At 63.8% G+C, this 17,708-nt stretch carries 17 protein-coding genes; 7 read left to right on the top strand and 10 right to left on the bottom strand.

Translation table 11 applies throughout. The features are described from left to right. Positions 1–7: 7 nt before the first annotated feature. Positions 8–883, bottom strand: coding sequence for a helix-turn-helix domain-containing protein (locus CAG11_RS10525; RefSeq protein WP_085596261.1), 876 nt, complete (start codon positions 881–883; stop codon positions 8–10). Between the two features lie 154 nt (positions 884–1,037). Here CAG11_RS10525 and CAG11_RS10520 point away from each other — a divergent pair, with 154 nt between their 5' ends. Beyond that, positions 1,038–1,937 (top strand): DMT family transporter, encoded by a 900-nt coding sequence (locus CAG11_RS10520; RefSeq protein WP_085596260.1) that lies wholly within the window; start codon positions 1,038–1,040, stop codon positions 1,935–1,937. Between the two features lie 54 nt (positions 1,938–1,991). On the opposite strand, the gene CAG11_RS10515 is transcribed toward CAG11_RS10520, so the two are convergent. The 3 genes from CAG11_RS10515 to CAG11_RS10505 all read right to left on the bottom strand — a co-directional run bounded on the left by CAG11_RS10515 (position 1,992) and on the right by CAG11_RS10505 (position 4,586). Then, positions 1,992–2,360, bottom strand: a complete 369-nt coding sequence (locus tag CAG11_RS10515; RefSeq protein ID WP_143494538.1) for a hypothetical protein — start codon at positions 2,358–2,360, stop codon at positions 1,992–1,994. Positions 2,361–2,534: 174 nt separating this feature from the next. Then, positions 2,535–3,512 (bottom strand): D-glycerate dehydrogenase, encoded by a 978-nt coding sequence (locus CAG11_RS10510; protein WP_085596258.1) that lies wholly within the window; start codon positions 3,510–3,512, stop codon positions 2,535–2,537. Between the two features lie 105 nt (positions 3,513–3,617). After that, positions 3,618–4,586, bottom strand: coding sequence for a LysR family transcriptional regulator (locus CAG11_RS10505; RefSeq protein ID WP_022642418.1), 969 nt, complete (start codon positions 4,584–4,586; stop codon positions 3,618–3,620). A gap of 272 nt (positions 4,587–4,858) precedes the next feature. Between CAG11_RS10505 and CAG11_RS10500 the strand changes: the two genes are divergently transcribed. The 4 genes from CAG11_RS10500 to CAG11_RS10485 are packed head-to-tail and all read left to right on the top strand — an operon-like array spanning position 4,859 to position 9,653. Next, positions 4,859–6,370 (top strand): efflux transporter outer membrane subunit, encoded by a 1,512-nt coding sequence (locus tag CAG11_RS10500; RefSeq protein WP_085596257.1) that lies wholly within the window; start codon positions 4,859–4,861, stop codon positions 6,368–6,370. Between the two features lie 11 nt (positions 6,371–6,381). Then, on the top strand, positions 6,382–8,589 hold the full coding sequence (locus CAG11_RS10495) for an FUSC family protein (protein ID WP_085596256.1): 2,208 nt from the start codon (positions 6,382–6,384) through the stop codon (positions 8,587–8,589). Next, entirely contained in the window at positions 8,579–8,779 is a 201-nt protein-coding gene (locus tag CAG11_RS10490; protein WP_007930063.1) for a DUF1656 domain-containing protein, read from the top strand. Before CAG11_RS10495 ends, CAG11_RS10490 begins: the two co-directional genes overlap by 11 nt. A 10-nt stretch (positions 8,780–8,789) precedes the next feature. Beyond that, on the top strand, positions 8,790–9,653 hold the full coding sequence (locus CAG11_RS10485) for an HlyD family secretion protein (RefSeq protein WP_022642420.1): 864 nt from the start codon (positions 8,790–8,792) through the stop codon (positions 9,651–9,653). 42 nt (positions 9,654–9,695) lie between these two features. On the opposite strand, the gene CAG11_RS10480 is transcribed toward CAG11_RS10485, so the two are convergent. The 4 genes from CAG11_RS10480 to CAG11_RS10465 all read right to left on the bottom strand — a co-directional run bounded on the left by CAG11_RS10480 (position 9,696) and on the right by CAG11_RS10465 (position 13,338). Further along, on the bottom strand, positions 9,696–10,721 hold the full coding sequence (locus CAG11_RS10480) for a hypothetical protein (RefSeq protein WP_085596255.1): 1,026 nt from the start codon (positions 10,719–10,721) through the stop codon (positions 9,696–9,698). A 49-nt stretch (positions 10,722–10,770) separates the two neighbouring features. Further along, a complete protein-coding gene (locus CAG11_RS10475; RefSeq protein ID WP_085596254.1) occupies positions 10,771–11,769 on the bottom strand; it encodes a hypothetical protein in 999 nt (332 codons plus the stop codon). A gap of 245 nt (positions 11,770–12,014) precedes the next feature. After that, a complete protein-coding gene (locus CAG11_RS10470) occupies positions 12,015–12,839 on the bottom strand; it encodes an SDR family oxidoreductase (protein ID WP_085596253.1) in 825 nt (274 codons plus the stop codon). 34 nt (positions 12,840–12,873) lie between these two features. Continuing rightward, on the bottom strand, positions 12,874–13,338 hold the full coding sequence (locus CAG11_RS10465; protein ID WP_022642426.1) for a hypothetical protein: 465 nt from the start codon (positions 13,336–13,338) through the stop codon (positions 12,874–12,876). Positions 13,339–13,627: 289 nt separating this feature from the next. On the opposite strand from CAG11_RS10465, the gene CAG11_RS10460 reads away from it, so the two are divergent. Together CAG11_RS10460 and CAG11_RS10455 are read left to right on the top strand one after the other, a co-directional pair. Beyond that, positions 13,628–14,107 carry a YhfG family protein gene (locus tag CAG11_RS10460; protein ID WP_177409107.1) on the top strand — a complete coding sequence of 160 codons (480 nt, stop codon included), beginning with the start codon at positions 13,628–13,630 and terminating at the stop codon, positions 14,105–14,107. Beyond that, positions 14,100–14,687 carry a putative adenosine monophosphate-protein transferase Fic gene (locus CAG11_RS10455; protein WP_085596251.1) on the top strand — a complete coding sequence of 196 codons (588 nt, stop codon included), beginning with the start codon at positions 14,100–14,102 and terminating at the stop codon, positions 14,685–14,687. Before CAG11_RS10460 ends, CAG11_RS10455 begins: the two co-directional genes overlap by 8 nt. Before the next feature lie 674 nt (positions 14,688–15,361). On the opposite strand, the gene CAG11_RS10450 is transcribed toward CAG11_RS10455, so the two are convergent. Further along, positions 15,362–15,637, bottom strand: a complete 276-nt coding sequence (locus tag CAG11_RS10450; RefSeq protein WP_085596250.1) for a short-chain dehydrogenase — start codon at positions 15,635–15,637, stop codon at positions 15,362–15,364. A gap of 520 nt (positions 15,638–16,157) precedes the next feature. Beyond that, positions 16,158–17,609, bottom strand: coding sequence for a mannose-1-phosphate guanylyltransferase/mannose-6-phosphate isomerase (locus tag CAG11_RS10445; protein ID WP_085596249.1), 1,452 nt, complete (start codon positions 17,607–17,609; stop codon positions 16,158–16,160). Between the last annotated feature and the right edge of the window lie 99 nt (positions 17,610–17,708).

The raw sequence follows: 17,708 nt of genomic DNA, 5'->3' as shown, positions 1-17,708 counted from the left end.
GCCAGGGTCAGCCGGCGAAGGCCTGGCGGTATTCGCCCGGGGTGCCGCCCAGGGCCTGGCGGAAGCGGTTGGTGAAGTGGCTGGCGCTGGCGAAGCCGCAGGCCAGGGCGATGTCCCCCAGGGGCCGGGCGCTGCTGCGCAACAGCAGGCGCGCCCGTTCCAGGCGCCGAGCCAGCACATATTGGTGCGGCGGCAGGCCGAAGCTTTCACGGAACATCCGCGCGAAGTGGTACTCGGATAGGGCGCACAAGCCGGCCAGTTGGCCCAGGCTCAGGGGCGTGTCGAGCTGGCTGTCGATGTAGTCCGCCAGCAGGCGCCGTTGGTGGGCGGCCAGGCCGCCCTTGAGGCGCAGGCCCTGGCGCAGGCCGGCCTGGTTGAGCAAGGCGTGGCCGAGCATTTCGTGGGCCAGGCTGCTGGTCAGCAGGCGTTCGCCGGGCTCGTCCCAGTTCAAGCGGATCAGGTGCTGGAAGTGCCGGGTCTGCTGCGGGTCGTCGAGGAACACGCTCTCGCGCAGTTGCATCTCCCGGGGTTCGCGGTCCAGCAAGGTGACGCAACCCAGGGCGAACTGCTGTGGGCTGAAGTACACGTGGGCCAGGCGAATGTCGCCATTGATCACCCAGGCCGACTGGTGCTCGGCGGGCAGGATGCACAGCTTGCCCGGGCCGCCCATGGTCCCGGGCCGGTCGCGGCGGAAGGTACCGGTGCCGCCGGCGATGTAGCAGGACAGGGTGTGGTGGCTCGGCGCGGCATATTCCTGGGCGTCGTGATGGTTGCTCCACATGGCCGCCCACAAGCCGTCGCCCAGTTCGGCGCTGTGCTCCAGGCGCGCGTTGGGCGAGCGGTTCAGGGCTTGAAAGACTTGCAGGCTATCCAGTGCGGACATGATGGTCGAATCGCGAGGTTCGTGTACCGATTTTGCGCATCCTACTCCGTCGCGTCCGGGCTGCCAGCCGGTTGCCGATAAAAACCGCAAGTTTGTGCAAGCGCAGGCCGGGTTCCGGGCGCGAGACTGTGTTCCTTATACGAGGAGCCGTGCCATGAACCTGTCGTTGTACTTGTTGACCGTGCTGATCTGGGGCACCACCTGGATCGCCCTGAAGCTGCAGTTGGGCGTGGTGGCGATTCCGGTATCCATCGTCTATCGCTTCGCCCTGGCGGCCCTGGTCCTGTTCGTCCTGCTCCTGGTCAGTGGCAAGCTGCAGGCGATGAACCGCCGCGCCCACCTGATCTGCCTGGCCCAGGGCCTGTGCCTGTTCTGCCTCAACTTCATGTGTTTCCTGCATGCCAGCCAGTGGGTGCCCACTGGCCTGGTGGCGGTGGTGTTCTCCACCGCGACCTTGTGGAACGCCCTCAATGCGCGGGTGTTCTTCGGCCAGAAGATCGCCCGCAACGTGCTGCTCGGTGGCGGCCTGGGCCTTCTGGGGCTGGGGCTGCTGTTCTGGCCGCAGCTGGCAGGACATAGCGCCAGCCCGCAAACCCTGCTCGGCCTGGGGCTGGGCCTGTTGGGCACCCTGTGTTTCTCCGCCGGCAACATGCTCTCCAGCCTGCAGCAGAAGGCCGGGCTCAAGCCCATGACCACCAATGCCTGGGGCATGGCCTACGGGGCGACGATGCTGGCGCTGTACTGCCTGGCCCAGGGCATCGCCTTCGATGTGGAGTGGAACACGCGCTATATCGGCTCGCTGCTGTACCTGGTGATTCCCGGCTCGGTGATCGGCTTCACCGCCTACCTGACCCTGGTGGGGCGCATGGGACCGGAGCGGGCGGCCTATTGCACGGTGTTGTTCCCGGTGGTGGCGCTGAACGTCTCGGCGGTGGTGGAAGGCTACCAGTGGACCGCCCCGGCCCTGGCCGGCCTGGTGCTGGTGATGCTGGGCAACGTGCTGGTGTCTCGCAAACCCAGGGCCTTGGCGGCAATTCCCGGGAAGCTGGCCTGATTCTCCACGCCGGCCTGTCGCTGCCGGCGGAGGGCGATCACGTCGGTGGGAGCGTTACTGGCAAGGATCGGACCCATAGTCCTGATGGCCCCGGCCCGGGTAGCATTTCACCTGGGTCGTCTTGTCGGTCACGGTCCAGCGCTCGTTCTCGATGGACAGGTTGAATATTGTCTTTTGCGCGAACACCGAGTCATCCAGCAACCCTGACTCCTCGATCTCGACCACCGCCTCGGTCGGGGACTCGCCGGTGACTTTCTGATTCACCATCACGTTGCTGGGTTCTTGCTGGAAGTGGCTGCCCATGGACTCCAGGGCCACTATCAGCGGCGACTTGGCCGTGGGGCTGGTCGCCTGTGCTGGCGATTGCTGATCGCAGGCCGCGAGGAAGAACGCCGGGGCCAGGAGTAGATATTTCAACTTCATGCAGGATCTCTCTGAGACAGTGGCCAGCCTGCGGGCATTGCCTTGGCAGGGCAGGTTGGCCAAGCGGGCTTGGCCATCTGACTGGTGGCGCAGGTTTTCGTTCATCGCCCGCCGGCTGTGCCTGGCTATGCGGTTGTGGGCGCGAAGTGGGCCGGGGGTATCGTTTGCCGGCTGTTACTGGGCCTTCCACACCTGCGGGTTGACCAGGTCCTGGGGGCGCTGGCCCAGCAGGGCGCTGCGCAGGTTGCTCATGGCGCGCTCGGCCATGGCGTCGCGGGTCTCGGTGGTGGCCGAGCCGACATGGGGCAGGGTCAGGGCGTTGGACAATTGGAACAGCGGCGATTGCGCCAGCGGTTCCTTCTCGTACACGTCCAGGCCGGCACCGCGGAGCTGGCCGTTCTGCAGGGCTTGGACCAACGCCGGCTCGTCCACTACCGGGCCACGGGAAATGTTCACCAGGATCGCGCTGGGCTTCATCAGCGCCAGTTCGCGCTGGCCGATCAGGTGCCGGGTCTGCTCGCTCAGCGGCACCACCAGGCAGACGAAGTCGGCCTCGGCCAGCAACTGCTCGAGGCTGCGGTACTGCGCCCCCAGCTCCTGTTCCAGGGCGCTCTTGCGGCTGTTGCCGCTATAGAGGATCGGCATGCCGAAGCCCAGGCGACCGCGGCGGGCGATGGCCGCGCCGATATTGCCCATGCCGACTATCCCCAGGGTCTTGCCATGCACATCGCAGCCGAACAACGCCGGGCCGACGCTGGCCTGCCACTGCCCGGCCTTGGTCCAGGCATCCAGCTCGGCGATCCGGCGCGCACTGCCCATGAGCAGGGCGAAGGCCAGGTCGGCGGTGCTTTCGGTGAGCACATCGGGGGTGTTGGTGAGCATCAGCCCGCGTTCATTGAAGTAGTCCAGGTCGTAGTTGTCGTAGCCCACCGAGATGCTCGACACCACTTCCAGCTGCGTCGCGTGCTCCAGCTGCGCGCGCCCCAGCTTGCGGCCGACGCCGATCAGGCCGTGGGCCCGGGGCAGGGCTTCGTTGAATTGGGCGGCGATATCCCCCTGCTTGGGATTGGGCACTATGACTTCGAAGTCCTGTTGCAGGCGTTCGGTCATCTGGGCAGTGATGCGGCTGAAGGCTAGTACGGTCTTTTTCATCGCGAAGCGGCTCGTCAGGCGGGGGAAAATGCTTGGCACGCTAACATCAAACAGCCCGTTCCATGGGCTTTTTCTGGCCTGGCCCCCGCGCCAGGGACCGGTTGTTCAATGCCCGGAGCGGGCGCTGGCCAGGGTGCCGCTCAGCTCATAGGACGCCAGCTCGGTCTGGTTCGCGGCGAGGATCTCGGGCAACGAACCGCGCAGGTACTCGACCCAGGTCTTGATCTTGGCGTCCAGGTACTGGCGCGAGGGGTAGATGGCGTAGAGGTTCAGCTCCTGGGAGCGGTACTTGGGCATGACCCGCACCAGGGTGCCGTTGCGCAAGGCCTCGATAGCGGCGTACACCGGCAGCACGCCGATGCCCATGCCGCTGATGATCGCGGCCTTCATGGCGTCGGCCGAGTTCACCAGGAACGGCGAGCTGTTGATGGTGACCATCTCCTGGCCTTCCGGACCGTCGAAGGCCCACTTCTCCAGGGGAATCACCGGGCTCACCAGGCGCAGGCAGGCATGGTGCAGCAGGTCGCTGGGCTTCTGCGGGCAGCCGTGGGCCTTCACGTAGGCTGGCGAGGCGCAGACGATGCTGTAGGTGATCCCCAGGCGCTGGGACACGAACCCCGAATCGGGCAGCTCGCTGGCCAGGACGATGGACACGTCGTAGCCCTCGTCCAGCAGGTCCGGCACGCGGTTGGCCATGGTCAGGTCGAAGGTCACGTCCGGGTGCGACTTGCGATAGCGGGCGATGGCGTCGATCACGAAGTGCTGGCCGATGCCGGTCATGGTGTGGACTTTCAACTGGCCGGCGGGACGGGCATGGGCATCGCTGGCCTCGGCCTCGGCTTCCTCGACGTAGGCCAGGATCTGCTCGCAGCGCAGCAGGTAGCGCTTGCCGGCCTCGGTCAGGGCGATACGTCGGGTGGTGCGGTTGAGCAAGCGGGTTTGCAGGTGCGCCTCGAGATTGGAGACGGCACGCGAGACGTTGGCCGTGGTGGTGTCCAGTTGCACGGCCGCGGCGGTGAAGCTGCCGGCTTCGGCGACACAACTGAAGGCACGCATGTTTTGCAAGGTGTCCATGGGGTGCTCTCAAAGGAGATTGCAAATTGTGACACGAAGTTTCTGTTTTTACAGGCGTCTGGGGATACGACCAAGGGATTATCGCGTTTACGGTAACAAAGATTCACAGGAATCCCAGCTTATCGCCGAACCGACCGCCCCCTAGAATTGCGCCGATCCGCAGGAGCCTTGCCGACGAAGCGCCGTCCGACCCGATATCCGGGCCTGGACCGTTGGCCTGCCGGCACCTGCGAGAGATTTGCCTTCCCCCTCGATCTCAGGAATTCGCAGCAGTGCCGCGTCGCATCAGCAGAGGGTTCAAGACCCTCAATGTTTGGGCTTTATCGTTAGCAATCAGCGGCTGCATCGGAACCGGAGGCATTGCCCCACAAGGCAAGACACTTCCCGCTAATACATTGGCCACCGACGAGGCGATCCAGAGCGCCGCGCGGGATGCCCACTGGCCCACTGCCCAGTGGTGGCAGGCCTATGGCGACCCGCAGCTGAACCGTTGGATCGACCTGGCCATACAAGGCAGCCCGAGCATGGCCATGGCCGCCGCCCGGGTGCGCCAGGCCAAGGCCATGGCCGGTATCGCCGAGTCGGCCGAGTCGCTGCAGGTCAAGGGCGACGCCACCCTCAAGCGCCACAACTGGCCCACCGACCCTTTCTACGGCCCCGGGGCGCTATCCAACAGCACCACCTGGGACAACAACGCCGCCCTGGGCTTCAGCTATGCGCTGGACCTGTGGGGCCGGGAAAGCAACGCCACCGAGCGCGCCGTGGACCTGGCCCACATGAGCGTGGCCGAGGCCCGCCTGGCCCAGCTGGAGCTGGTGAACAACGTGGTGCGCAGCTATATCCAGCTGTCCCTGCACTTCGCCCAGCGCGATATCGCCCTGGCTACCCTCAAGCAGCAGCAACAGATCCTCGAGCTGGCGCAACGGCGCCTGGACGCTGGCATCGGCACGCATTTCGAGGTGAGCCAGGCCGAGGCGCCACTGCCGGAGACCCATCGCCAGATCGACGCCCTGGATGAAGAAATCGCCCTGGCCCGCAACCAGCTGGCGGCCCTGGCCGGCAAGGGGCCGGGGGAGGGCGCGCAATTGCAACGGCCGAGCCTGGCCCTGGGCGCGGCGCTGAAACTGCCCTCGGCCCTGCCCGCCGAGCTCCTGGGCCAGCGCCCGGACGTGGTGGCCAGCCGTTGGCAGGTGGCGGCCCAGGCCCGGGGCATCGATGTGGCCCATGCCGGGTTCTATCCCAACGTCGACCTGGTGGGCAGCATCGGCTTCATGGCCACCGGCGGCGGGGCCCTGGAGTTCCTCACCGGCAAGAAGCTCAACTACAACGTCGGCCCGGCCATCAGCCTGCCGATCTTCGACGGCGGCCGCTTGCGTTCGCAACTGGGTGAGGCCTCGGCCGGCTACGACCTGGCCGTGGCCAAGTACAACCAGACCCTGGTGGATGCGCTCAAGGGCATTTCCGACCAGTTGATCCGTCGCGAGTCCATGGACAAGCAGCAGTCGTTCGCCGCCGAGTCGGTGGCCGCCGCGCAGAAGACCTACGACCTGGCCACCGTGGCGTTCCAGCGCGGCCTGACCGACTACCTCAATGTGCTCAATGCCCAGACCCTGCTGTTCCATCAGCAACAAGTGCAGCAGCAAGTCCAGGCCGCGCGCCTGAGCGCCCAGGCCGACCTGGTGACTGCCCTGGGCGGTGGCCTGCAAGCCGGTCGCGACGTGCCCTCCGACAAACAGATCCAAGCGCCCAAGACCCCGGCGGCCCTGGCCGTCTTTGATCACTGAAGCAGGTTCCGATGACTTCCTTGCCCGCACCCTTGCGCTGGCTGTATTCCCTTGAGTGGCGCCGGGGTTTCTTCGACTGGGCACGCAGCGATGGCGTGACCTGGGTCTATATCTTCAAGGTGCTGGCGGCGGCGTTCCTCACCCTGTGGCTGGCCATGCGCCTGGAGTTGCCGCAGCCGCGCACGGCGATGATCACCGTGTTCATCGTCATGCAGCCGCAGAGCGGCCAAGTGTTCGCCAAGAGCTTCTATCGCTTCCTCGGCACCCTGGCCGGCTCGGCGGTGATGGTGGCGCTGATCGCCTTGTTCGCCCAGAACACCGAGCTGTTCCTGGGCTCGCTGGCGATCTGGGTCGGCATCTGCTCGGCTGGCGCTGCGCGCTATCGCAACTTCCGCGCCTATGGTTTCGTCCTCGCCGGCTACACCGCGGCCATGGTCGGCCTGCCGGCCCTGGCCCACCCGGAAGGCGCCTTCATGGCGGCGGTCTGGCGGGTGCTGGAGATCTCCCTGGGGATTCTCTGCTCGACCCTGGTCAGCGCCGCGATCCTGCCGCAGACCGCCAGTGCCGCCATGCGCAACGCCCTGTACCAGCGCTTCGGGGTGTTCGCGATGTTCGTCACCGATGGCCTGCGCGGGCGCAGCCAGCGCGACATTTTTGAAAGCAGCAACGTGCGCTTCATCGCCGAGGCGGTGGGCCTGGAAGGGCTGCGCAGCGTCACCGTGTTCGAAGACCCGCACATGCGTCGGCGCAACGGTCGCCTGAGCCGCTTGAACAGCGAGTTCATGGGCATCACCACGCGCTTCAACGCCCTGCACCAGTTGCTCGAGCGCCTGCGCAGCAGCGGTGCCGATCACGTCGTGGCGGCGATCAAGCCCGGGCTCTACGACCTGGCTGAGCTGCTGGACGGGTTCTCCGGCCGGGCCCTGACCAGCCCCGACGCGGCCCGCCTGGCCACGGCGCTGGCGGCTTATAAAGGCGAACTGCCGGCACGGGTGCGCAGCCTGCGCGCGGCGTTCCAGGAAACCGTCCCCAGCGATGCCGAGCAGCTGGATTTCCATACCGCCTACGAGCTGCTGTACCGCTTCGTCGACGAACTGCACAGCTACGCCCAGACCCACGCCTCCCTGGCCGAGCACAGCCATGAGCGCGAGCGCTGGGACGAACCCTACACCCCGCAGACCAACTGGCTGGCCTCGGCCGCCTCGGGGATTCGCGCCGCCTTCGTCCTGGTGGTGCTGGGCAGCTACTGGGTCGCCACCGCCTGGCCCAGTGGCGCCACCATGACCCTGATCGCAGCCGCCACCATCGGCCTGTCGGCCGCCACCCCAAACCCTAAGCGCATGGCATTCCAGATGGCCTGCGGCACCTTCATCGGCGCCCTGGTGGGGTTCGTCGAGATGTTCTTCGTGTTCCCCTGGCTCGACGGCTTCCCGCTGCTGTGCCTGACCTTGGCGCCAGTGATCGTGCTGGGCTCGTTCCTGGCCTCGCGGCCCAAGTACGCCGGGGTCGGCCTGGGCTTGCTGATCTTCTTCAGCACCGGCTCGGTGCCGGACAACCTGACGATCTACAACCCCTACACCTTCATCAACGACTACATCGCCATGGTCATGGGCATGCTGGTCTGCGCCGCGGCCGGGGCGATCATCCTGCCGCCCAACAGCCGCTGGTTGTGGCGCCGCCTGGAGCAGGACCTGCGCGGCCAGGTGGTGTATGCCATCAGCGGCAAGCTCAAGGGCCTGGCGTCGAGCTTCGAGAGTCGCACTCGCGACCTGCTGCACCAGGCCTATGGCCTGGCGGTGGGCCAGCCCAAGGTGCAGAGCGAGCTGCTGCGCTGGATGTTCGTGGTGCTGGAGGTCGGCCACGCCATCATCGAGCTGCGCAAGGAGCAGGCGATCCTCCCGGTGCACCCGGCCTATGCCGAATCCCAGCCCTGGCGCCAGGCGATCCGGGTCATGGGCCGTTCCCTGGTGCGGCTGTTCCTGCAGCCTAGCCAGAGCAACCTGGAGCGCGGGCTGATCGCCGTGGACCATGCCATCAGCCGGGTCCAGGCCACCGACGAACCCTTCGCCCCGCACTTCGACACCTCGGCCCTGCGCCGGGTGAAGAGCTACCTGCATTTCATCCGTACTTCGTTGCTCGACCCGCAATCGCCGCTGGCGGCCTATGCCGTGGCCAAGCCGGCGGTGCCTGCACCCCAAGGACCTGCACATGCCTCGTGAAATCGCCTTCCACGGCGTTTACATGCCGACCATGACCCTGATGTTCTTCATCGCCGCGGCCCTGGCCTGGGCCCTGGACCGGTTCATCTCCGGTTATGACCTGTATCGCTTCTTCTGGCACCCGGCGCTGCTGCGCCTGAGCCTGTTCTGCTGTCTGTTCGGCGCCATGGCGCTCACTGTCTACCGTTGAGACCCCCGCAATGAAAAAGTTCTTCAGCCTGCTCGCCACCCTGCTCGTGCTGGCCCTGGCCCTGTGGATCGGCCGTACCCTGTGGGAGCACTACATGTACACCCCCTGGACCCGCGATGGACGAGTGCGCGCCGACGTCATCAATGTCGCCGCCGACGTCACCGGCGAGGTGGTGGACGTACCGGTCAAGGACAACCAGCTGGTGCACAAGGGCGACTTGCTGATGCAGATCGACCCCGAGCACTACCAGATCGCGGTCAAGCAGGCGCAATCGCTGGTGGCCTCGAAAAAGGCCACCTGGGAGATGCGCAAGGTCAACGCCCGGCGCCGCGCCGACCTGGACAGCCTGGTGATCTCCAAGGAAAACCGCGACGACGCCGGCAACATCGCCGACTCGGCCCTGGCCGACTACCAACACGCCCAGGCCCAGCTGGAAGCCGCCGAACTCAACCTGGCCCGCACCCAGGTACGGGCGGCGGTGGACGGCTACGTCACCAATCTCAACGTGCACCGTGGCGACTACGCGCGCATTGGTGAACCGAAGATGGCGGTGGTGGACATGAATTCGTTCTGGGTCTACGGCTTCTTCGAGGAAACCAAGCTGCCCCACGTGCGCGTGGGCGATAAAGCCGACATGCAGTTGATGAGCGGCCAGGTGCTCAAGGGCCATGTGGAAAGCATTTCCCGGGGGATCTACGACCGTGACAACCCCGAGAGCCGCGAGCTGATCGCCGACGTCAACCCGACCTTCAACTGGGTACGCCTGGCCCAGCGGGTGCCGGTACGCATCCATATCGACGAGGTGCCCGAGGGCGTGCTGCTGGCGGCGGGCATCACCTGCACCGTGGTGGTCCGCCAAGACCCGCAGGACTGAGCCGCCAGCCGCCGGCGAAACAGCGGCTGGCGCGGGAGTGCGCTACTTGTAGTGCTTGTCGAGGATGACCTGGGCCTTGTCCAGGATCTGCGCCACCGTCAGGTCGTCGTTGCCCAGGAGGGCGACGATCTGCTTGTTCTGCAGCACGTCGGCGTTGGCTTGCTTGAGCTGCGCCCGACGGCTGATGACCATGTAGCTGGTGATCTGGCGGCGGTTGTGGATGTACGGCAGGTCGATGCCCTTGAGCATGGCCTGGCGGACGAAATCCCGGCGTTCCTGGCTGGCCATGCCACGGAAAGTGTCCGGGTAGGCCTGCTGGATGGTGGCCGAGTAGCGGCCGATATCTTCTTCCCGGGCTTGGGCGTACATCGCATCCTTGCTGGTGACCTGGCCCAACAACTGGTTGTAGTGCTGCTCGGCGGCCAGCAGTTGCTCGGGGCTCAGGCGTGCCTTGAGTGCTTCGCGCTCACCGCTGGCATTGCGGTCGTCGATGATCTTCGACCAGGCATAGGCGCTTGCCAGGTCACCTTGTTCCTCGTGGATCTGGACCAGGGCCTGTTGCGACACCGGGTAGCCGTGCTGGGCCGAGCGTTCCAGCCAGCGCTGGGCCAGGGCCCGGTCCGCGGTCATGCCCTTGCGGCCGAAACGGTACACCTGGTACAGCCCGTATTCGGCGCACCAATCGTTCTGGCTGGCGGCGTAGGCCAGGTAGTCGAACGACTGGCGGTTGGGCGTGGCATCGCTGGCGTCGCTTTCCTGTTCGGCGATCATCGACAAATAGCAGAACGCCCGGTGCTGCTCGGGGGCGGCCAGTACCAGGCAGCTCTTGGCCGCCGGATAGTCGTTGTCGTTGAAGTGCGCCATGCCGATGCCGTAGAGCACATCGCTGTCCATCTGGCGGTTGCAGTCCTGGGTGTCGGGTACCTGCGGCAGCAGGGTCTGCAAGCTCAGCTTGGGCAGGCTGTCATTCAGGTCCGGGACCTTGGGCGCGGCAGGTTGCGGGGTTTCGGGAGAACATGCGGCCAGTACGGCGAGCAAGATCAGTGGCAATGCCTTGAGCAATTTCAAAGGATGTTCCCTGGTCGGTGATGGAGAAAAGACAATGACGCCGTGCAGCCTATGAGCCGCTTGGCGCAAGGATCGCCAGGGCCTGGGTCACGGTTGGCTCCAGGTCCAGGTCGGGGTTCTGCAACAGGGCCAGGACCTGGGGGTTTTGCAGGATGTCCAGTTGCGGGTCCCGCAGTTGCGCCTGGCGGGCGATGATCGCGTAGGTATAGAGCTGCAGCCGGTTGGTGAACGCAGGGAGCGCGCTGACCCGGCTCAGGGCCCGGTCCATGAAGGCATGGCGCTCGGCTGCCGGCATGCCCTCGAAGGCCGTGGGGCGCAGTTGATAGACGCCCGCCGTATACAGCGCGATGTTCTGTTCGCGGTTTTGCTGGCGCACGCTGTCCTGGCTGGTCAGCTGTGGGCTCAGCCGCTGGTACTCCTGCTCGCCTTCGCCCAGTTGCTGCGCGCTCATCTTCTGCTTCAGACCCTGGATCTTCTGCTGGTCGTCCAGGGCCCTGGCCCAGCTGTAGGCCAGGGCCAGGTTGCCCTTGTTGGTATGCAGGCGCACCAGGGTCTGCTGGGCGTCGGTGTCGCCATGGCGCGCCGAGCGCTCCAGCCAGCGCAAGCCCAAGGCGGTGTCCGGGGTTTGCCCGCGCATCCCGAAGGTGAAGTTCTGGAACATGCCGAATTCGGCGCAGGAGTCGTTCTTGCGTGCCGAGTAGGCCATGTAGCCAAAGGCCTCGCGATCACGCTCGGCACTGTCCTTGCTGCTGTCTTGCTCCGCGATCTTCGCCAGGTAGCACAGCGCCCGGTCGTAGCTGGGCGCGGCCATGATCAGGCAACTGCGCGCCAGCTCGGGTTGGTCGTGGTCGTACAACTGGTAGCCGAGGCCGAACAGCAGTTCGCTGTCCAGTTGGGTGGTGCAGTACTGGTTGGGCGTGGCTTGGGGCAGCAACTGGTCGAGGCCGACCTGGGGCAGGGTCGCGTTCAGCGCTTCGTCCGGCGACGGTTCGCCACAGCCGATGAGCAAGGTGGCCAGGGCCAGTGGCAGCAAGTGTTGGGGCTTCAATGACGGATTCCTGGTCTGCTTTGGGCGAAGTAGCGCATGGGCGGGCAGGAAAGGGCGGGAGGAGCAGCTTCAGCAGTTCCGTGCTTGAGACGCCAGCGATTCCATGCGGCTTGATCGAGGCCCGGGGCCTTGAGTGCGCGCATTCTACTAAGATTGCGCCGGGCTACAACCTGGGGGGCGCTGTTTCGAGAGGGCCCGAGGCAGATGCCTAGGTTGCAGGTTCCGGGCCCCGGACATCACGGGGGTCAGAGCTTGGCGGCCAGGCCGAAGCGCTTCATCAGCCCCTTCTCCAGCAAGCCCTTGGGCAAAAGGTTGGCCAGTAGCGGCAGGGCGCGGCTGCCGTTGCCCAGGCGGACCAGGCGCGGCGGGTTGGGTTGTTGCACGGCCTTGAGCAGGCCGGCGGCGAATTCGCTGGCCGGGGTCGGCTTGTCCTGGGAGGCCTTGGCCCGGGAGCGGATGCCCTCGCGCAGCGGCCACCAGGGCGATTGTTCGTTGAGCAACTGTTCGGCTTCATGCCCGGCGTTCTTGGCAAAGCTGGAGGCGATGGCCCCGGGCTGCACTTCCATGACCTTGATGCCGAACGGCGCCAGCTCCATGCGCAGGGCATCGCTGAGCGCATGCACGGCAGCCTTGGAGGCGCAATAGGCGCCAGCAAATGGCGTCACCAGCACCCCGGACACACTGCCGATATTCACCACCAGGCCACGGCTGCGACGCAGTACCGGGAACAGCGCCCGGGTCACCCCGACCACTGCGAACACGTTGGTTTCGAACTGGCGCTGCATGGCCTCCACGCCGCCATCGAGCAGCGGGCCCATGGCGCCGTAGCCGGCGTTGTTGATCAGCACATCGAGGCCGCCGTGCTGTTGGTCGATGTCCTCGGCCAGGGCGGCCAGGGCGGCGCCGTCATTCACGTCCAGCTGCACCGCGTGGAAGCCGGCGGCTTGCAGGGCGGCGACGTCCTCGGCCTTGCGGGCGCTGGGCAGGACGGTGTAGCCGGCCTGTTTGAAGGCATCTGCCAGGGCGCGGCCGATGCCGCTGGAACAACCGGTGATCAACGCTACGGGCATGGCGCGGTCCTTGTGCTGGGCGATGGGAAGGGGATCAGCGAGAGAAACTACCCTGCAAACGCTCGGCGCGAAACTCCAGGGTTTGCGGGCGATAGCCTGGGCGTAGCGGTGGCAGGGGCAGGCAGTCCTGCCAGTTGGCGCCGGCCTGCAATTCGCCGGGGCCGCGATAGCGTGGAGCGCTGTACTGGTTGTCGGCGAGGTTCACCGTGTCGCCCGGGGCGTAGGCGGCGACGCGCCAGCGCAGTTCGGTCAGGGGGACTTTGTTGCCGTTGTTGAGCTTGACCTGTAGCGGGCGGTCGGCGGGGCAGTGTTCGGGGGCGTAGGCCAGGCGCAGTTCCAGGCGGGCCAGTTGCTGGGCTTCGCGGTTGTCCAGCCAGACCACCCAGCCGGCCACCAGGGCCAGGCCGCAGGCGGCGGCCAGGGACACGGGCAGGGCTTTGGCGGGGTAGCGCAGGAGCAGGATCAGCCAGGTAATGATCAGCAGGACGCCGATGAACATGACGCGAACCTCTGGGGAATGTGGGTGCATCCTACCTAAGCGTAGGTGGGGTTGGCGATGCAGGAACTCGACTCTTGATATTCACCTATTTGTTGGCGACCGGAGGCAGATGATGATTGAGCGCGTGGCTTGTCATGGGTGAATGGCCTTTGACGAACCGCTATTACAACCTGATGTGACGATCATCAGCTCTGTATGAAGAGCGACAGAGTGGTCTCTTTGCTAAGCGTGTGGATGCCCCATGGGGTGTATAATTTCCAGGCTTTGATAAAAGTCATGGGGTCGAATGATGGACGTATCGCTGCAGCAGATTTTCCAAACTGCACAGGTTGACGATCTGAAAGCATTGGGGAAGTTTCTCGAAATAAAACGCTTTGTCGAGGCCCAGCTTTACTTGAAGCTAGGCGCCAAAGGGTGGAACTCCTTGTTGCTGAAACTGAAAGCCATTCGTGCCTTGGAAAAATCGAGTTGCGAGTATGAACATTATTTTTGTACTACCACTTCTTATCCAGCCGCTCGAGCCAACGCAGCGAAAATGATTGGTTTTGAAATAACGGCAAAAAACTGGACGGAGTTGAAGGATGCGCTTCACGGGATCTCGACATGCGTCACTCCCCGCGAACTCGACCTGCATGAACGTTTCGAAAAGAAGAAACGCAAGAACTTCATGAATAGTTCAAGGCTTGAAGGCATCGAAATTCCTGCTTTTGACGAGAAACTCTCCCTGGAAAAAATCCTGGCCAAACATGGACGGCAGTTGAATGGATAAGTATGACGCCTCTAACGATCATTACTGCTATCCCAATTCATCGGTACTCAAGAACAAGCTGGACATCCAAGAGATGGCAGCCCTTGAGGCAGCTGAAAGGGAAATTACCGCGATTACAGTGAGTCGGGTCGTCTATGTTGCCCCTCCCTACAGCTTGGAGAATTTCAAGCTATTGCACCGGAAACTGTTTTCTGATCTTTATGCGTGGGCTGGAGAAATAAGAAATATTGATATCTCCAAGGGCGGAACTCCTTTTTGTCATTGTGGGCGAATTGAAGCCGAGGCACTGAAGATTTTTTCCGCTCTTCAGAAAGACAGTTGGTTGGGTGGTCTCGATAAAGAAGAGTTCTGCAAGAAGCTGGCGGAGTTCTATTGCGAACTCAACATGATTCATCCATTTCGTGAAGGCAATGGTCGAGTCCAACGACTATTTTTCGAACATCTCGCTTTATCTGCGGGCTATGAACTCGATTGGGAGGATGTCAGCCAGTCTGAATGGCTCGAAGCCAATATCAATGGGGTCTATGTGAACTACGCCCCCATGACAGAAATATTCAAGCGCATCGTAATCTCCCTGTAGCCGCTACCGCAGGCTGCGCACGGGCGCGCAGCGGCCGCCTGGATCTTGAATTCGCTGAAGGTCCTGCGGCCCTTGTCGCAGCCTCGCGGGCTCGGCAGCAGCTACATGAGGTGATGTGCTTTCCAGGTCAATAAACTGCGACGCCTTTGTCGTTGCTCCGTGTCGAACCCGGACTGGCCTTTGAGCGTCGCTGCCCATTCAGCGACTGGGCTTGGTAACCCATTTCGATACAGGCGCAACAGCGCCACATTTCACTATTGCAGGCGCTTTTTTGTATCTGCACACTCGTGCAATGGCAGCTGTGCGTGGGAGGGCTCGTCCCTGCCGGGTTCCTGTATCTCCGGTTTACCAACCTGCGCGCAGCTGCCCCCCCTTCGCTTGGCAGCCCGTTTTGATACAGCTGCCGCAGCGCCCCCTTTCGCTATTGCAAGCTCGTTGTGCGCCTGTGTATTCGTGCAATGGCGGCTGTGCGTGGAAGGGCTTCAGCCCTGCCGGGTTCCTGTATCTCCGGTCGACCAATCCGCGCACGGCTGCCACCCACAACAGGGCTATGCATTTTCTGATGCAGAGGGGGACGGCAGTGATCAATGAGGTGGGGTTGGAGATGAAGAAGAGGGGATAGGCCTGCAGATCGTTCCCCCCGCATTTGAAGGAGGGAACGATCACGGGGCGTTTTAGTTCAGGTACTGACTGCCACGAATCCGTCGACCCAACACATCCAGCAGATCACAACCATCGCGCAGCAGAATGGCGCTGGCGTGGGCGATCTGTGTCAGGTCGGTGGCATCGGCATGGCGGCTGTCCATGTGCACGATGCTTTCCATCAGTTGAGTCACCGCGAGGATGCGGTAGGCGGCGCTGGCATGCAGTTCGTCCAAGGGCGCGCGGGTGTCGATAAACAGGGAGGGAGTGGAGGATTCGTTGCTGGTTAGTGCGATACGGTCCGTCATGGTGTGTTGCTCCGTGAGTTATCAAGAGCTGCCATCGGCTCGCCGTCAAACGAGTTGGGTGGCAACTGTACGCAGGTTGACGGACCGGTCTCACGTAACCCGGCGCACCCAAAGGTGCCCCACGCACAGTTGCCATAACGCAATGCTGCAGGCACAGGTGTGCCCGAGCGTAGAGATGAGGCAATGCACGTCGTGAGAGATGTTGCGGGCCGTCAAACCCGATCACGAATGAGTCGTGACAGGCGCGAGGATAGGGAGCGAGAAGAGGGCGGTCAACCCGATATGTGTAGCCTTGAACGACCTTTTGCATCCACAGGTGGCTGCTGATCTGGCTTGCCGCTTGAGGCTTGGCACTTGGCACTGCTTCTGAAAAAAATCCCCCTGTCCAACCGCCTGCGGATAGGGGACGCAGGCGACCGGAAGGGGGTTGAAAGGACTCGCTGACAACGACTATCTGCTTCTACTTGCAGCTTGTCGCTTGAAGCTTACGGCTGCTCTTGCTTGCAGCTTGCCGCTGCTCTTACTGAGCGATAGTTTTCACCGAAACACCACGTTCCACCGGAGTAGAGCGGCCGTAGATATCCTCGAACCGCTCAATATCGTCCTCACCCAAATAGCTGCCCGATTGCACTTCGATGATCTCCAGGGGGATCTTGCCGGGGTTGCGCAGGCGATGCACCGAGGCGATGGGGATGTAGGTGGACTGGTTCTCGGTGAGCAGGAACACGTTCTCGTCACAGGTGACTTCGGCGGTGCCGCTGACCACGATCCAGTGTTCGGCGCGGTGGTGGTGCATCTGCAGGGACAGGCACGCGCCCGGCTTGACCGAGATGTGCTTGACCTGGAAGCGCCCGCCCATGTCCACCGAGTCGTAGGAGCCCCACGGACGGTAGACCTCGCAGTGGTTCTGGGTTTCGCTGCGGCCTTGTTCGTTGAGGGTGTTGACCATCTGCTTCACGCCTTGGACCTTGTCCTTGTGGGCGATCATCATGGCGTCCTTGGTCTCGACCACGACGATGTTCTCCAGGCCGATCACCGACACCAGCTTGCCGTTGCCGTGGATCATGCAGTTCTTGCTGTCCTGGATCACCACATCGCCCTTGCTGACGTTGCCGTCGGCGTCCTTTTCATGCACGTCCCACAGCGACGACCAGCAGCCCACGTCGCTCCAGCCGGCACTGAGCGGCACCACGCAGGCGCGCTGGGTCTTTTCCATCACCGCGTAGTCGATGGAGTTGTCCGGGCAGCAGGCGAAGGTGGCTTCGTCGATCATCACGGTGTCCGGGTCCTGCTGGCTGCGCTCCAGGGTCAGCAGGCAGGTGTCGTAGATGTCCGGATCATGTTTTTTCAGCTCTTCGAGGAAGCGGCTGGCGCGGAACAGGAACATGCCGCTGTTCCAGAAGTAGCCTCCGGCCTGGACGAACTCGGTGGCGCGTTTTTCATCGGGTTTCTCGACAAAGTGCGAGACCCGGCTGACGCCCTCCGGCAGCAGCGCATCGTGGGTCGACTTGATGTAGCCGTAGCCGGTTTCCGGCTTGGTCGCCGGTACGCCGAACAGCACCATCTCGCCGCGCTCGGCGGCCACGGTGGCCAGGGCCAGGGCCCGCTGCAGGGCTTTCTGGTCGTCCATCACGTGGTCGGCCGGCAGTACCAGCATCAGCTCGTCGCGACCTTCGTTGACCAGCATCATCGCGGTCAGGGCCACGGCCGGCGCGGTGTTGCGGCCGAAGGGCTCCATCAGGATGCGCTGGGATTCGAGGCTGCGGTTGCTCAATTGCTCGTTGACGATGAAGCGGTGGTCCTTGTTGCAGACCACGATGGGGGTGTCCATGCCTTCGAACACCAGGCGCTCCAGGGTCTGCTGGAACAGCGTGTGTTCGCCGGTCAGGGCGAGGAATTGCTTGGGGAATTGCTTGCGCGAAAGCGGCCAAAGACGTGAGCCGCTACCACCTGACAAGATCACCGGAATCATGTTGTTACTCCTAATAAATGCAGTTGGGAGCCGCAAGCTGCAAGCGACAAGTTAAAAGCTCTTCACTTGCCGCTTGAGGCTTGTGGCTGATAGCTCGCG

This window comes from Pseudomonas sp. B6(2017) (assembly GCF_002112765.1).
GTDB lineage: Bacteria > Pseudomonadota > Gammaproteobacteria > Pseudomonadales > Pseudomonadaceae > Aquipseudomonas > Aquipseudomonas piscis.
Note: the sequence above shows the minus strand (reverse complement) of the source record. Positions and strands in the feature narration are given on the sequence as shown.

Excerpts from the sequence above, each read along its gene's own strand:
- CAG11_RS10515 (WP_143494538.1), bottom strand. The coding sequence starts at position 2,360 with ATGAAGTTGAAATATCTACTCCTGGCCCCGGCGTTCTTCCTCGCGGCC.
- CAG11_RS10490 (WP_007930063.1), top strand. The coding sequence starts at position 8,579 with ATGCCTCGTGAAATCGCCTTCCACGGCGTTTACATGCCGACCATGACC.
- CAG11_RS10525 (WP_085596261.1), bottom strand. The coding sequence starts at position 883 with ATGTCCGCACTGGATAGCCTGCAAGTCTTTCAAGCCCTGAACCGCTCG.
- CAG11_RS10450 (WP_085596250.1), bottom strand. The coding sequence starts at position 15,637 with ATGACGGACCGTATCGCACTAACCAGCAACGAATCCTCCACTCCCTCC.
- CAG11_RS10485 (WP_022642420.1), top strand. The coding sequence starts at position 8,790 with ATGAAAAAGTTCTTCAGCCTGCTCGCCACCCTGCTCGTGCTGGCCCTG.
- CAG11_RS10445 (WP_085596249.1), bottom strand. The coding sequence starts at position 17,609 with ATGATTCCGGTGATCTTGTCAGGTGGTAGCGGCTCACGTCTTTGGCCG.
- CAG11_RS10505 (WP_022642418.1), bottom strand. The coding sequence starts at position 4,586 with ATGGACACCTTGCAAAACATGCGTGCCTTCAGTTGTGTCGCCGAAGCC.
- CAG11_RS10510 (WP_085596258.1), bottom strand. The coding sequence starts at position 3,512 with ATGAAAAAGACCGTACTAGCCTTCAGCCGCATCACTGCCCAGATGACC.
- CAG11_RS10460 (WP_177409107.1), top strand. The coding sequence starts at position 13,628 with ATGGACGTATCGCTGCAGCAGATTTTCCAAACTGCACAGGTTGACGAT.
- CAG11_RS10455 (WP_085596251.1), top strand. The coding sequence starts at position 14,100 with ATGGATAAGTATGACGCCTCTAACGATCATTACTGCTATCCCAATTCA.
- CAG11_RS10520 (WP_085596260.1), top strand. The coding sequence starts at position 1,038 with ATGAACCTGTCGTTGTACTTGTTGACCGTGCTGATCTGGGGCACCACC.
- CAG11_RS10495 (WP_085596256.1), top strand. The coding sequence starts at position 6,382 with ATGACTTCCTTGCCCGCACCCTTGCGCTGGCTGTATTCCCTTGAGTGG.
- CAG11_RS10470 (WP_085596253.1), bottom strand. The coding sequence starts at position 12,839 with ATGCCCGTAGCGTTGATCACCGGTTGTTCCAGCGGCATCGGCCGCGCC.
- CAG11_RS10465 (WP_022642426.1), bottom strand. The coding sequence starts at position 13,338 with ATGTTCATCGGCGTCCTGCTGATCATTACCTGGCTGATCCTGCTCCTG.